The following is a 12,776-nucleotide window of genomic DNA, read 5'->3' on the forward strand; positions in this document are numbered from 1 at the left end:
CGCATGAGACAGAACCCCAGCTTCACCCTCGCGAGCGAGGAGGGCGTGAAGCGCCTCATCCGCGAGCACCCGTGGGCGACCATCGTGTCGATGACGGATGCCGCGGGCCTCGTCGCCTCGCACTACCCCGTCCTCCTCGACGAACGCGCCGAGGGCATCGTGCTCCTCACCCACGTCGGACGCCCCGACGAGCAGGTGCACGAGCTCGGCCGCCACGAGGTGCTCGTCGTCGTGCAGGGGCCCCACGGGTACATCTCGCCCGGCTGGTACGACGCGAACCCGGCCGTGCCGACGTGGAACTTCATCACCGCCCACCTGCACGGGACCCCCGAGCTGCTCGAACCCGACGAGAACCTCCGCGTGCTCGACGCGCTCGTCGACCACTTCGAGCAGCGGATGCCCGAGCCGCGCGGCATGCGCTCCACGCCCGAGAACGCCGCCTACGCCGAACGGATCGCCGCGGGCACCGTCGGCCTCCGGATCCCGATCACCCGCTTCGTCGCGAAGAACAAGATGAGCCAGAACCGACCCGCCGAGACCGTCGACCGCATCATCGCCGAACTCGAGGGCGACGGGCCGTACGCGAGCCCCGCGCTCGCCGCCGAGATGCGGCGCACCCACGAGGCGCTCCGGGCGGCTCGCGCGTGAGCGCGGCGGATGCGGCCACGCCGGCCGCCCTCGTCCTCGCCGGCGTCCGCGTGCCGGGATCGGACGCGATGCTCGACGTGCACGTCGCCGACGGCCTCGTGCAGGCGATCGCGCCCGCAGGCGGACTGCCCGACGTCGCCGGCGTCGAGCGCCGGGACCTCGACGGCCGCGTGCTCGTCCCCGGCCTGTGGGACCGCCACGTCCACATGGCGCAGTGGGCCATGGCCGCCCGGCGCATCGGCCTCGGCGCCGTCGGGTCCGCTGCCGAAGCGGCCGAGCTCGTCGCGGCATCCGTCGCCCGAGGCGCCGCCGAGGTCGTCGGCATGGGCTACCGCGACGGGCTGTGGCCCGACCGGCAGTCGGTCGGACTGCTCGACCGCGTCGCCGGCGACGTGCCCGTCGTGCTCGTCTCGGGCGACCTGCACTCGTGCTGGGTCAACACCGCCGCGGCCCGCCGGCACGGCCTCCTCGACCGCGCCGGCGACAGCGGAGTGCTCCGCGAGGACGACTGCTTCCGCCTCGTCCGCGAGCTCGACGACGTCGCCGACCACGTCCTCGACCACTGGGTCGCCGACGCCGCCCGCGCCGCCGCCGCCCGCGGCGTCGTCGGCATCGTCGACTACGAGATGCGCTGGAACCGCGACGACTGGGCCCGACGCGCCGGCAACGGGTTCGGCGCGCTCCGCGTCCGCTTCGGCGTCTACACGCAGCACCTCGAGCGCGCCGCCGAAGCCGGCCTGCGCACCGGCGACGTCGTCGACGGCACCGGCGGGCTCGTCCGCGTCGGCGGCTACAAGGTCATCACCGACGGCTCGCTGAACACCCGCACCGCCTGGTGCCTCGACCCGTACCCGGGACTCGGCCCCGACGAGCATCCCTACGGCGTCGCCAACGTGCCCTACGACGAACTCGTCCCGCACCTCCACCGCGCCCGCGAGATCGGCCTCGACCCGGCCGTCCACGCCATCGGCGACCGAGCCAACGAACGCGCCCTCGACGCGCTCGAGGCCGTCCAGCCGAACGGATGGCACGGCCGCGCCGCCATCGAGCACGCCCAGCTGCTGCGCCGCGACGACCTCGACCGGTTCGCACGGCTCGGCATCGTCGCGAGCGTGCAGCCCGAGCACGCCATGGACGACCGCGACATCGCCGACCGCTACTGGGCGGGACGCACCGACCGGGCGTTCATGCTCCGCGACCTCGCCGCCGCCGGCGTCGAACTCGCGCTCGGGTCCGACGCGCCCGTGGCGCCCCTCGACCCGTGGGTCGCGATCGCGGCCGCCGTCGGCCGCACCCGCGACGGGCGCGCCCCCTGGCATCCGGAACAGGCCGTCGAGGCGTCCGTCGCGCTCGCCGCATCGACGGACGGCGCCGGCACCGTCGTGCGCGAGGGCATGACCGCCGACCTCGCCGTCGTGGAGCTCGACCCGGTCGCGGCATCCGTCGACGACCTGCGCCGCATGCCTGTCGCACTCACGATGCTCGGCGGGCGGATCACCCACGGGGGATAGCCCCCGATCGGTTCGGGTGCCCGCCGGCTGGGGCCTCCGAGGCGCCCGCGATTGGCTTGGGGTATGCCAGGACTCCGCCGCCCCCGCGCCGTGCTCGTCTCAACCGGACTCGGCCTGATCGCCGCGACGACCGCCGTGGCGCTCGCCGCCTGCTCGATCGGCGGGCCGGGCCGGGTCGCCACCATCGGCGAGGTCGACCTCGACACGCCGCTGCCCGTCCCGCCCCTCGCCGAGTCGACTGTGGAGCCCGACGGCACGCGCGTGTTCTCGCTCGAACCGCAGGCCGGCACGACCGAGTTCGCGCCCGGCGTCGCGAGCGAGACCTGGGGATTCGACGGGGCGTACCTCGGGCCGACCCTGGTCGCCGGGCGGGGCGAGCGGGTGCGCGTCGATGTCGGGAACCGGCTCGAGGTGCCGACCACCGTGCACTGGCACGGCATGCACCTGCCCGCCGAGATGGACGGCGGGCCGCACCAGATGATCGCGCCCGGCGACACGTGGTCGCCCGAGTGGACCGTCGACCAGCGGGCCGCGACGCTCTGGTACCACCCGCACCCCCACGGCGAGACCGAGGAGCACGTCGCACGTGGGCTCGCGGGCCTCTTCCTCGTGCGCGACGACGCCGAGGGCGCGCTCCCGCTCCCGCGCGAGTACGGCGTCGACGACCTGCCCGTGATCGTCCAGGATGCCGCGTTCACCGACGAGGGCCGGCGCGAGACGCCGCCGCAGGGCTTCGCGGGCCGGCTCGGCGACGAACTGGTCGTGAACGGGGTGCGGGGCGCCTACGCCGAGGTCGCGGACGAGCTCGTCCGCCTCCGGCTGCTCAATGCCTCGACCGCACGCAGCTACGCGTTCGGGTGGGACGACGGCAGCCCGATCGACCTGATCGCGACCGACGGCGGGCTGCTCCCGGCATCCGTCGCGCTCGAGCGCGTGCTGCTGTCGCCCGGCGAACGCGCCGAGGTCGTGGTGCGGATGGCGCCCGGCGAACGTCGCACGCTGCAGTCCGTGATGACCCCGGCCGCGGCGGGGCTGCAGCCCGTCGTCGCCGGGATGAACGGCGCGACCGACGAGTTCGACGTCCTCGAGCTGCGGGCGGCCGACGTGCTCGACCCCTCCCCGGAGCTCCCGGAGCGGCTCGTCGAGCTCCCCCCGATCGACACGGACATCGCCGTGACGCGCACGTTCGACCTGAATGGCTTCCAGATCAACGGCGAGCAGATGCGCTCGGACCGCATCGACGAGACCGTCACCGTCGGCACCGCCGAGCGCTGGATCGTCTCGAACCCGAGCGGGATGCCGCACAGCTTCCACGTCCACGACGTGCAGTTCCGCGTGGCATCCGTCGACGGCGCCCCACCACCGCCCGAGCTCGCCGGATGGAAGGACACCGTGTACGTGGGGCCGGAGACCGAGTACGAGCTGATCCTCCGCTTCGACGACTTCGCCGACCCGGACACGCCGTACATGTACCACTGCCACCTGCTCTGGCACGAGGACCAGGGGATGATGGGCCAGTTCGCCGTCGTCGAACCCGGCCAGCGTGCGACGATGACCGAGGAGACGAACGATCATGACCACCACTGAGCCCACCGTTGCGGCGCCGACCGCCGAGACGGCCGCCGAGGTGCCGGCGGCGAGTCGGTCGACGGATGCCGCGCCGCGCCGCCGCGGCTACGGGGCACGTTGGGCGGCACTGCCGCGCGAGCTCGGCTACCTGCTGCTCGGCTTCCCGATCGCGGTCGTCGCGTTCACCGTGCTCGTCACGCTGTTCTCGACCGGCGTGAGCCTCATCGTCATCGCGGTGGGCGTCGTCGTCGTGCTCGCGGCGCTCTACACCGCGCGCGGACTCGGTGCGTTCGAGCTCATGCGACTGCGCTGGGCGGGGCGACCCCCGGTGCGCGAACCGCGCTGGCAGCGCGGACCGGAGGGCGAGGGGGCGTGGGCGTCGTTCCTGCGACCGCTCATCGACGGCCACTACTGGTTGTACCTCCTGCACGGCATGGTGGTGTTCCCGATCGTGTCGCTGTTCAGCTGGATCGTCACCGTCGTGTGGGTCTCGGTCGCGCTCGGCGGACTCACCGCGTGGATCTGGGATCGCCTGCTCGTCCAGACGACGTCCGGTTCCGTCCTGCAGGACTCCCTCGTGTTCCGCGCCTTCGCACGCCTGGCCGAGGTGCTCGGGGTCGAGCCCATCGTGCTCGCCGGAGTGGGGCAGTTCGTGCTCGGCGCGGTGCTCCTGCTCACCCTGCCGTTCATCACCGGCGGGCTCACGCGCCTGCACGAGGCCGTCGACCGGGGCATGCTCGGCGCCTGGCGTTCGGAGGCCCTCGAGCGCCAGGTGGCGCAGCTGTCGGCGTCGCGCGGGGCCGCGGTGCAGGCTGAGGACGCCGCCCTCCGCCGGCTCGAGCGCGACATCCACGACGGCCCGCAGCAGCGGCTCGTGCGCCTGCAGATGGACCTCGCGGCGATCGAACGCAAGCTCGACGTCGACCCCGAGGCCGCCCGTGCCCTCCTCGGCGAGGCGCGGGAGCAGGCCCGCGACACCCTCGACGAGCTGCGGGCGCTCTCCCGCGGCTTCGCCCCGCCGCTGCTGCAGGACCGCGGCCTGGCGAGTGCGCTCGAGTCGCTCGCGGCGCGCAGCCCCGTGCCGGTGACGCTCGAGGTGCAGGCGACGGATGCCGCACTGCCCGCGGCGATCGAACGCAACGCGTACTTCATCGCCGCCGAGCTGCTCACGAACGCCGTCAAGCACGCGTCGGCCAGCGCCGTCCGCCTGCGCCTCTCGACGAGGGACACCGGGCCGAGCGGACTCTGGCTTGACCTGTGGGTCACCGACAACGGCCACGGCGGCGCGGCGGCCGTCCCGGGCCACGGACTCGCGGGCCTCGACGAGCGCGTGCGCGGACTCGGCGGGCTGCTCGTCATCGACAGTCCCGCGGGCGGACCCACCGTGATCGGCGCCCACTTCCCGTACGTTCCGGAGCGGACCGCGACCGAGCCGATCCCGCCGACCGCTCGCTAGGGTGGGACGGTGACCGACCAGGCTGCCGGCGCCCCCGTGCGCATCGTCCTCGCGGAGGACTCGATGCTGCTCCGCGAGGGCCTCGTGCGACTGTTCGACGAGGCCGGGTTCGAGACGGTCGGCGCCTACGGCGACGCCCAGTCGCTGCTCGCCGACCTCGACCGGGCGGCACCCGAGGTCGCGGTGCTGGACGTTCGCATGCCGCCGACCTTCCGCGACGAGGGCGTCCGCGCGGCGATCGAGTTGCGGCGACGGGCGCCGCGACTCGGGGTACTGCTGCTCAGCCAGTACGTCGAGAGCACGTACGCGCACGAGCTGCTCGCCTCCGCCGACGGCGGCATGGGGTACCTGCTGAAGGATCGCGTCGCCTCCCTCGAGGACCTGCAGGACGCGGTGCTGCGGATCCGGGACGGCGGCACGGTGCTCGATCCGCAGGTCGTCCGCGAACTGCTCGCCCGCCGCGGCGACCCGCTCGCCTCGCTCACCCCGCGCGAGCGCGAGGTCCTCGAGCTCATGGCCGAGGGGCGGACGAACGCGGGGATCGCGTCGCAGCTGTTCATCGGCGTCGGGGCGGTCGAGAAGAACGTGACGTCGATCTTCCAGAAGCTCGGCCTCGAGGACTCGGGCACCGACCACCGTCGCGTGCTCGCGGTGCTCGCCTGGTTGCGGCGCTGAGGCCTCAGTCCTCGGAGGTGCGCCGGAGCGGCACATGCCGGTCGAGCATCCGGCGGTACATGCGGTATCCCCACATGAGCCAGCCGACGACCGCGAGCATCGCGATGACGAGCCCGATCACGACTGCGGCGATGATCGTGGCGCCGAGGGCGATCGTGACGGCTCCACCGAGCAGCCCGAGCACGGCAGCCTCGACCACGGTGATGATCATCATCGAGCTCGCGAAGATCTGGCTCCGACGCGCGCCGTACGCGTAGTACGTGCGCTCGGCACCCGCCTGGTCGTCGTTCGGCGACGAGACGAGGTAGGGCTCGAGCCCGGGATCGAGGTCCAGGTAGGCGCCACGCAGGCGGTTCATCGCCATGACGTACATGAGGTCGTCGGTGGCGGTGTTGAAGGCGCGCAGCTGCGTGATGTACCCGAGCACGGCGAGCAGAAGCAGGATGCCGATGGCGGCGACGCCGAACCATCCGCGGAACTTCGTCGCGTTCCCGAGGAGGCCGAGTGCGAGCAGGCCAGCGGACACGAGCGTGAGGAAGATCGCGATGCGCGTGAGCACCTCGCTCTGCGTGGTGGAGCGCGACGCGAGGAGGCTCCAGTGCTCGGTCGCGAGCATCTGCGCTCGGAGCGACTTCTGCGCATCGGTGAGGCCGCCGCCGTCCGGTCCGGCGCCGGATGCCGGCGGAGACGGGTCGGGCCCGGGCGCATCCGCCATACCGGCATTCTGCACCCGGGCCCGGTTCCGCGCACGTGTCGGTGCGGGGCCTGGTCGTTACTCGACGCTGGTGTGCGCGGCGAGGAACCAGCGGTCCTTGTCGAGGCCCTGCCGGATCTCGATCGCGACGTCCTGGCTGGCCGGGTCGAGATCCTCGAGTCCCTCGATGGCGGCGTTGACCCTCTGCGTGGCGACGTCGATCTGCGCGACGACGTCGGCGATCGTCTCGTCGGACTGCTTGAAGCCCGCCTTCGGATCCACGGCCTCGGTCTGCTTCGCGATGGTGGACAGCCGCGCGTCGATCGGCAGCCCCAGCGCGACGACCCGCTCGGCGGCGAGGTCGGCCCACTCCTGCGCGTGGTCGACGACCGTGTCGAGGAACTCGTGCACCTCGAGGAAGTCGCGGCCGCGGACGTTCCAGTGCGCCTGCTTGCCGTTCACGGCGAGCACGGTCAGTTCGTGCACGACCGGGGTGAGGAACTGCGAGACGCCCGAGGCCACCTCGGGGTCGGCGCCGCCCTTGGGCGGGGCGGACTTCTTGGGCGCCGTCTTGGAGTCGGTCATGTGGTCCCCTTCCACTCGATGACGTTCGCGGTCCACGCTACGCCGACGGGCGACGGATGGCACAGCGGACGGCGCCGATTCGCAGGGGGTTGACGGACTGTGGAGGGGATGACGGGAATCGAACCCGCACCATCAGTTTGGAAGTTAGGTCAAAGAGTGGAGGCTGAGCCCCGCAATCCCGCAGAACCGCGCAGGTGCTAGGCCCATTCCATGCCTCTCCGTGTCATCGAGTTATGGCACATTTCACCCCCTAATGGCACGACTCTGGCACGAATGCGAGTTCCGACGAGCGACCTGCCGCGCACCCGAGGAACGACCCGCATGCGGCCGTTCCGCCCGCTCTCCACAGGACTATCCATAGGCGCGGTCTCGTCGGTCGCGCGCATGGCTGCCGGGTGGGGTGTCGGTCCGTCACTACGGTGGGTCGCATGACCCCTGCGCCCGTCCCTCCGGAATCGTTCGACGGACCCAACTTCGGGGTCGCGCTCGCCGCCCTCATCGTCAGCGTCCTCGCGCTCGGCGTCGGCGGCTACTCCCTCGTCTGGCAGATCGTGAGGCACTACCGGTGGGGTCGTCCCCGGCTCACGGTGACCGGAGACTGGGGGCGCATGCGTGAACAGCACTCCGATGGGAGCGTGGAGTCGGACACGTGGACGCTAGAGGTCCAGGTCACGAACACGGGCGACGTGGGCACGCAGATCATCGACGTGTACTGGGAGTTTCCCGGTGAGGGTGGGCCGCTCCGGGTCTCCGGCAGCACGGAGCCGGGCGAGCCTCTCGGCATCCGGATGGACTGGAGAGGGATGACCGAGGAGGGGACCCTCGACCCGCCCGTGCCGGTGAGGCTGGAGCCGTTCTCCCGGCTCTACTGGATGTTCAACGTGCCCGCCGATGGCAGAGGCATGTCGAGGGTGAAGCAATACGAGCGCGGTCGCGCGGCGGTGACGTGGGTATCGCGTGAGCCTGAGAAGGAGCCACAGTTCGGGGACCACCCGAACGTGCGGACGACTTACGGCCCATGGCAGACGTTCACCGCCGACCACCCGTGGAAGACCGACGAGGCGTGGCCGCTGGAGGCACGATCCCGACTCCGTGAGCCTGGCCAGATTCGCCTCCTCCTGGCTATTGCAGGCTGGCGAGACGGGAGGGGCGGACCAACCCGGTTCGGCCGGCCCGCCTCTCGACGGTCGGATGGTGCGTCAGACGGTCACGCTCACCTGCTCCAGGGACTCGAGCAGCCTGGGGATGCTCCCGGACTCGGGGGCGGGCGCGGCCTGCGCGGTACCGTCCACGAGCAGTTCGAACGCAGCCGGGTCGGCCTGGTGGAGGAGCGCGAGCCCGTCGAAGGGAACCTCGCCGGTCGTGGCGACGCCCTCCAGGATGGTGCGCCACGCGCGGGCGGGAAGGGTGGCGGCCTCGGCAGCAGCGACCTTCTTGGCGTCCTCGTCCACCTCCACGAGCCGATCCCAGATCATGCTCTCCAGGGCGGCGGTCACGGAGCCGGGGTCGCGGCTCTCCAGCACGTCGGGGAGCGTCTCCAGCCCGTCGAGGATGGTAGCGAGCCGGTCACGGTCTGCGGTGGCGATGACCTCGGGGAGGGTGCGGTCCGCGGCGAGGAGCGCGGCCACCTTCGTCTGCCCATGCTGCACGCGGGCGATCTGGTCGGCCGTGTGCGGGGCGAGCGCGTCGAGGACGGGCTGACGGTCCGGGAGCGTGGGCTCGGCGGGCAGGGCGGCGGTGAGCCGCGCCTGGATGCCGCGCCACTCGTGCCGCTGCCGTGCCTGGATGCCCTCAGGGGTGAGGTTCCGGTCCTGGAGCCGGGTGAGGGCGAGCGCCTCCTTGAGGGCGGTGGTGACGAGGTTGATGTTGCTGGCCGTGTCGATCACGACTGGCCTCCGTTCTGTTCGGTGATGGTGCCCGGTGTGGGCGTGGCCCCCGCCAGGCGGCGGGACTTCTGTCGTGCGTTGTACTCGCGGCTCCACTCCCGGCGACACCCGCGACAGTGACCGCCGTTCGTGGTCCCCCAGACGGAGCGGAAGTGCCCGCGAGGGCAGTAGAGCCAGTTGCCGCCGTGGTCACGCTGGGCATTGTGGGAGGCGCAGAGGGGCGCGTAGGCGTCAAGGTTGGTGGAGAACCCGAGCACCCTCCCGGCCTTCGCGCCGAACGTCGTCGGCCGTCTCACGAGGCCCCAGCCGTTGGCGGGACGGCCACAGTCCGGGGCCGCGCATGGCTTCCCGACCGCGGAGCCTCGTTCGCGGCGGAGCGCTTCGTGAACGCTGCCGTAGGTGCGTGCAGTCATCGCCGCCCCCTCTCGGCTCGGAGCCCCTCCAGCGCGGCCTCTGCGCGGACGGCGCGTGTGCGCTGCGCCGCGGCTTCGGCTGAGAGCGCGCCCGTGTATGCGGTGATCGCGACGCACACGGACTCGGGGAGCCCGGAGAGAGCACGCCGATAGGGGTCGAACGCTGCCTTCGCGCGGCGGCGAGCCACAACTACGGCATCGGGTCGGGGGCTGGAGTAGACCATCCCTCAGCCCTCCCCACCGACGAGGCGGTCGAGGAGGGTCCCGACCGCTTCCAGCCCGGCCGTGGGGGCGGCGTCGAGGTTGAGGAGGCTCGCACGTCGCGCCATGATCCGGAGCACGGCGTCGATGGCCTTCGTGTCGCCCGCCATGGCGTCAGCCCAGACGGCACGCATGAGCGCGTCTAGCCGGTCGAGTTCGAGCAGGCGCAGTTCCTCGGCCTCCTCACGCGGGACCGCTGCGAGGGCGTCCCTGATCCAGGCGTAGACGGTGGAGGGGTGAACCTTCATCGCGGCGGCGATGGCGTCGGGCGTGACGCCAGCGACGCGCATTCTGAGGGCCTCCTGCTTGCGCGTGGCACGCTCGGCCCGCTTCACCGTCGTCTGTCGTCGTGGCTTCGGGCGGGGCAGGTCCCCCAGCAGGTACTCGTCGGGGTCAGGGGTGGTGGCGTTCAAGACGCCTCCTCTCGGTCGTTACGGTGGCCGCACCCGCAATAGCCGGATACGGGGTCGAAGGTGTGCCCATGCGCGGTCGATGCGCGAGCACGTGAGGTCGGGGCCGGTGGCTGTCGTCTCTGCTCATCCGGCACGCTGAGCGCTGGGAGGAGGGCCGAGAGTCGAGCCTGACCATCCGCGTTCACGTCATCGGCCTCCGCCCCCTGGGGGGTGCCCCGCGGAGCGGGGCGGGGGGAGATTGTGTCTACTTCATTGGGTCTACTTTTTGTGTCTACTTCGGGGGTCTTTGAGACCCCATTCCATGGGTCTTTTCGTACCCATTCCTCCGAGCCTGATGGGTCTTCAGGACCCCATTCCTCGGAGGACTCGACCGCCTGGAATGGGGTCGAATGTGACCCATTCCTGCGGGGCTCAATCACGAACGGCGGCACGTCCGGGAGCGACGGCTTCGGCATCACGCGGTAGCGCGTGCCCTGGCGCCCGACGCCCTTTGTCACGGTGATGAGCCCGACACGCGCGAGCACGTCCAGCGCGTCGCGAACGGATCGGCGGCTACGCATCCCCGCCTCATGGGCGATGAGGTCCTGCGACGGCCAGCACACCCCATCCGTGTCAGCGCGGCCCACGAGCACGACGAACACGGCGACCTCGCGCGGCGTGAGCGCGAGCGCGGGCACCGCCTCCCGATAGAGCCAGTCCGGGATGCGCGCGAAGCCGTTTCGGGCATCGGTCATGATGCGCGCGCCTCCTCCCCAGCGGCGCGCTCGAACTCGGCCAGGTGGGCGTCGAAGCGGTCGAGCGCCGCGAGCATGGCGGGGAACGGGTCGGGCATCCGCGCGGTGCAGCGGTCGGCGTGCTGCGTGTCGGTCATCAGGGTCACCCTCGTCCGACTCAGCGCCCGGAGAGGGCGAGCACGTCATCCGTCGAGGAGCCGAGCGCCGAGGCGTACGCCCCGACGATGGACGACTCGCTCGCCTGACCATCGGCAAGAGGGCCGGGAGGAGTGAGCGGGTAGCCGAGCGCCTCCAGCAGCGGGGCGGTGACGACCTGGACCTTGCGGCCATCGCGCCACACGGCGACGCGGCCCTCACGGACGTTCTCGTACGCCTTGGGCCGGGAGATGCCGCAGAGGAGGGCGTAGTCGTCCACCGAGATGGTCGGAACGGGGAAGGTGCGGAGCGCGTTCAGGAGCGCCGCGCGCTGGACGGTGCGGGAAAGATCGGGCATGAGAGCCTCCGGGGTCGCAAACGGTTCGTTTGGTCCACCGGGCTCCTGGCCCTGTAGTGGCGGAGGGCGCCCGGCCCTCCGTTGCACTCAAACATACATGATTGCTCGGGGTATGCTTGGACAAGAACCGCAGATCAGAGGTGAAAAGTGACACTCTGTCACCGCCCCGCGACCGAGGAGAACCCGATGAGCGAGCGAAACCAGAAGGTCAATCGGGCATCATTCGGGAGCGTCAGAAAGTTGCCCTCAGGACGGTGGCAGGCGCGGTACCCCGACCCGGCCGGGCGCGCCATGACCGCGCCGAGCACCTTCACGACGAAGCGTGACGCCCTCGACCACATCGCCGGGGTCCGAGCCGACCGGATGCGTGGCACCTATCGGGACCACCGTGCCGGGTCCGCGCCCTTCGGGCCGTACGCCGAGGAGTGGGTAGCGAACGGTGGTTCACGGGGCAAACTCGCGCCCCGGACGCGCGTGCTCTACGAGGACCTCCTGCACCGGCACCTGGAGCCCCTCGCCACCATGCCGCTCAGCGCCATCACGCCGCCCGTCGTTCGCTCCTGGTACTCACGGACGCGGAAGGGGCTCCAGACGTCCTCGAAAGCGCGTGGCGGCACCGGGGAGACGGCCGTGCGGCAGGCCTACGCCCTCCTCCGCTCCATCCTCGCCACGGCAGTGACGGACGGTCTGATCCCGTCCAACCCCTGCCAGATCAAGGGGGCAGGGATCGCGTCCGCCCCCGAGCGGCCCTACATGGCACCCGACGTGCTCTCCGCCATCGTGGACCGGATGCCCGAGCGCTACCACCTGCCCATGCAGGCCATGTTCGGCGGGCACCTGCGCCTCGGTGAACTCGTCGCCCTGGAGCGCGGCGACTACGCCAATGGGATGCTCCGCGTAGAGCGTCAGGTCGCCATCGTGCGCGGCGTGCCCACGGTGACGCCGACCAAGACCGGGGAGGAGCGCGTCGTCGCACTCCCCGGCACCCTCGCCGCAATGATCGAGGACCACCTGGCCCGCACGACCGGGTTCCCCAAGTCGCCCATGTTCACCCGGCCGGACGGTACGGCGCTCACGCACACTGGCATCCAGCAGGCGTGGGCGAAAGCGCGCAAGGCGGCCGGGCATCCCCAGTTTCACGTGCACGATGTGCGGCACGCGGGGCTCACCCTCGCCGCGCAGGCGGGGGCGACGACGCGGGAACTCATGGCACGCGCCGGACACCGCACCACAGCGGCGGCGATGACGTATCAGCACGTGGCGGAGGAGCGTGGCGTGCTCGTGGCGGATCGGATGGATGCGCTCGCCGGGGCGGCATTCCAGACTCGTGTCACGAAGCGCCCGGAGAGCACGGAGCGGGGGACGGGGCTCCAGGGCGTGCTCAGCCTGGGGGTAGTCGTAGAGCGATAGTCGCCCCTCTACCGTCAGAGGCCCCCGC

At 71.7% G+C, this 12,776-nt stretch carries 13 protein-coding genes; 6 read left to right on the forward strand and 7 right to left on the reverse strand.

The window, feature by feature from the left end; all coding sequences use genetic code 11:
- The first annotated feature begins 3 nt into the window (after window positions 1-3).
- The 5 genes from RH861_RS08445 (at window position 4) to RH861_RS08465 (ending at window position 5,859) form a co-directional block, all read left to right on the forward strand.
- A complete protein-coding gene (locus RH861_RS08445) occupies window positions 4-648 on the forward strand; it encodes an FMN-binding negative transcriptional regulator (protein ID WP_310520631.1) in 645 nt (214 codons plus the stop codon).
- Window positions 645-2,159, forward strand: coding sequence for an amidohydrolase (locus RH861_RS08450; RefSeq protein WP_310520632.1), 1,515 nt, complete (start codon window positions 645-647; stop codon window positions 2,157-2,159). The genes RH861_RS08445 and RH861_RS08450 overlap by 4 nt, the downstream gene beginning before the upstream one ends.
- A gap of 63 nt (window positions 2,160-2,222) precedes the next feature.
- The gene (locus tag RH861_RS08455) at window positions 2,223-3,746 is read left to right on the forward strand and encodes a multicopper oxidase family protein (RefSeq protein ID WP_310520633.1); all 1,524 of its coding nucleotides are present in this window, start codon (window positions 2,223-2,225) and stop codon (window positions 3,744-3,746) included.
- Window positions 3,733-5,184: a sensor histidine kinase gene (locus RH861_RS08460; RefSeq protein ID WP_310520634.1), complete on the forward strand. Its 1,452-nt coding sequence runs from the start codon at window positions 3,733-3,735 to the stop codon at window positions 5,182-5,184. Before RH861_RS08455 ends, RH861_RS08460 begins: the two co-directional genes overlap by 14 nt.
- 9 nt (window positions 5,185-5,193) lie before the next feature.
- Window positions 5,194-5,859 (forward strand): response regulator transcription factor, encoded by a 666-nt coding sequence (locus RH861_RS08465; protein ID WP_082847324.1) that lies wholly within the window; start codon window positions 5,194-5,196, stop codon window positions 5,857-5,859.
- A gap of 4 nt (window positions 5,860-5,863) precedes the next feature.
- Here the strand turns inward: RH861_RS08465 and RH861_RS08470 are convergent, their stop codons facing one another.
- From RH861_RS08470 to RH861_RS08495, 7 genes are all read right to left on the reverse strand, one after another.
- Window positions 5,864-6,574, reverse strand: a complete 711-nt coding sequence (locus tag RH861_RS08470) for a hypothetical protein (protein ID WP_310520635.1) — start codon at window positions 6,572-6,574, stop codon at window positions 5,864-5,866.
- 57 nt (window positions 6,575-6,631) lie between these two features.
- Complete coding sequence (locus RH861_RS08475) at window positions 6,632-7,138, reverse strand: Dps family protein (RefSeq protein ID WP_310520636.1); 507 nt, start codon at window positions 7,136-7,138, stop codon at window positions 6,632-6,634.
- 1,199 nt (window positions 7,139-8,337) lie between these two features.
- Complete coding sequence (locus RH861_RS08480; RefSeq protein ID WP_310520637.1) at window positions 8,338-9,024, reverse strand: hypothetical protein; 687 nt, start codon at window positions 9,022-9,024, stop codon at window positions 8,338-8,340.
- Between the two features lie 640 nt (window positions 9,025-9,664).
- Window positions 9,665-10,111 carry a helix-turn-helix domain-containing protein gene (locus RH861_RS08485; protein WP_310520638.1) on the reverse strand — a complete coding sequence of 149 codons (447 nt, stop codon included), beginning with the start codon at window positions 10,109-10,111 and terminating at the stop codon, window positions 9,665-9,667.
- Window positions 10,108-10,845 (reverse strand): helix-turn-helix domain-containing protein, encoded by a 738-nt coding sequence (locus tag RH861_RS16355; protein WP_374760966.1) that lies wholly within the window; start codon window positions 10,843-10,845, stop codon window positions 10,108-10,110. Before RH861_RS16355 ends, RH861_RS08485 begins: the two co-directional genes overlap by 4 nt.
- On the reverse strand, window positions 10,842-10,982 hold the full coding sequence (locus RH861_RS08490) for a hypothetical protein (protein WP_310520639.1): 141 nt from the start codon (window positions 10,980-10,982) through the stop codon (window positions 10,842-10,844). The genes RH861_RS16355 and RH861_RS08490 overlap by 4 nt, the downstream gene beginning before the upstream one ends.
- A 20-nt stretch (window positions 10,983-11,002) precedes the next feature.
- Window positions 11,003-11,338, reverse strand: coding sequence for a MerR family transcriptional regulator (locus tag RH861_RS08495; protein WP_310520640.1), 336 nt, complete (start codon window positions 11,336-11,338; stop codon window positions 11,003-11,005).
- A 186-nt stretch (window positions 11,339-11,524) separates the two neighbouring features.
- On the opposite strand from RH861_RS08495, the gene RH861_RS08500 reads away from it, so the two are divergent.
- Window positions 11,525-12,748, forward strand: coding sequence for a site-specific integrase (locus tag RH861_RS08500; protein WP_310520641.1), 1,224 nt, complete (start codon window positions 11,525-11,527; stop codon window positions 12,746-12,748).
- Window positions 12,749-12,776 lie beyond the last annotated feature (28 nt).

The organism is Agromyces indicus, from assembly GCF_031432295.1.
Classification (GTDB): domain Bacteria; phylum Actinomycetota; class Actinomycetes; order Actinomycetales; family Microbacteriaceae; genus Agromyces; species Agromyces indicus.

Bases quoted from the DNA above. Each gene is read 5' to 3' on its own strand.
- RH861_RS08445 (WP_310520631.1), top strand. From the start codon at position 4: ATGAGACAGAACCCCAGCTTCACCCTCGCGAGCGAGGAGGGCGTGAAG.
- RH861_RS08455 (WP_310520633.1), top strand. From the start codon at position 2,223: ATGCCAGGACTCCGCCGCCCCCGCGCCGTGCTCGTCTCAACCGGACTC.
- RH861_RS08460 (WP_310520634.1), top strand. From the start codon at position 3,733: ATGACCACCACTGAGCCCACCGTTGCGGCGCCGACCGCCGAGACGGCC.
- RH861_RS08470 (WP_310520635.1), bottom strand. From the start codon at position 6,574: ATGGCGGATGCGCCCGGGCCCGACCCGTCTCCGCCGGCATCCGGCGCC.
- RH861_RS08475 (WP_310520636.1), bottom strand. From the start codon at position 7,138: ATGACCGACTCCAAGACGGCGCCCAAGAAGTCCGCCCCGCCCAAGGGC.
- RH861_RS16355 (WP_374760966.1), bottom strand. From the start codon at position 10,845: ATGACCGATGCCCGAAACGGCTTCGCGCGCATCCCGGACTGGCTCTAT.
- RH861_RS08490 (WP_310520639.1), bottom strand. From the start codon at position 10,982: ATGACCGACACGCAGCACGCCGACCGCTGCACCGCGCGGATGCCCGAC.
- RH861_RS08495 (WP_310520640.1), bottom strand. From the start codon at position 11,338: ATGCCCGATCTTTCCCGCACCGTCCAGCGCGCGGCGCTCCTGAACGCG.
- RH861_RS08500 (WP_310520641.1), top strand. From the start codon at position 11,525: ATGAGCGAGCGAAACCAGAAGGTCAATCGGGCATCATTCGGGAGCGTC.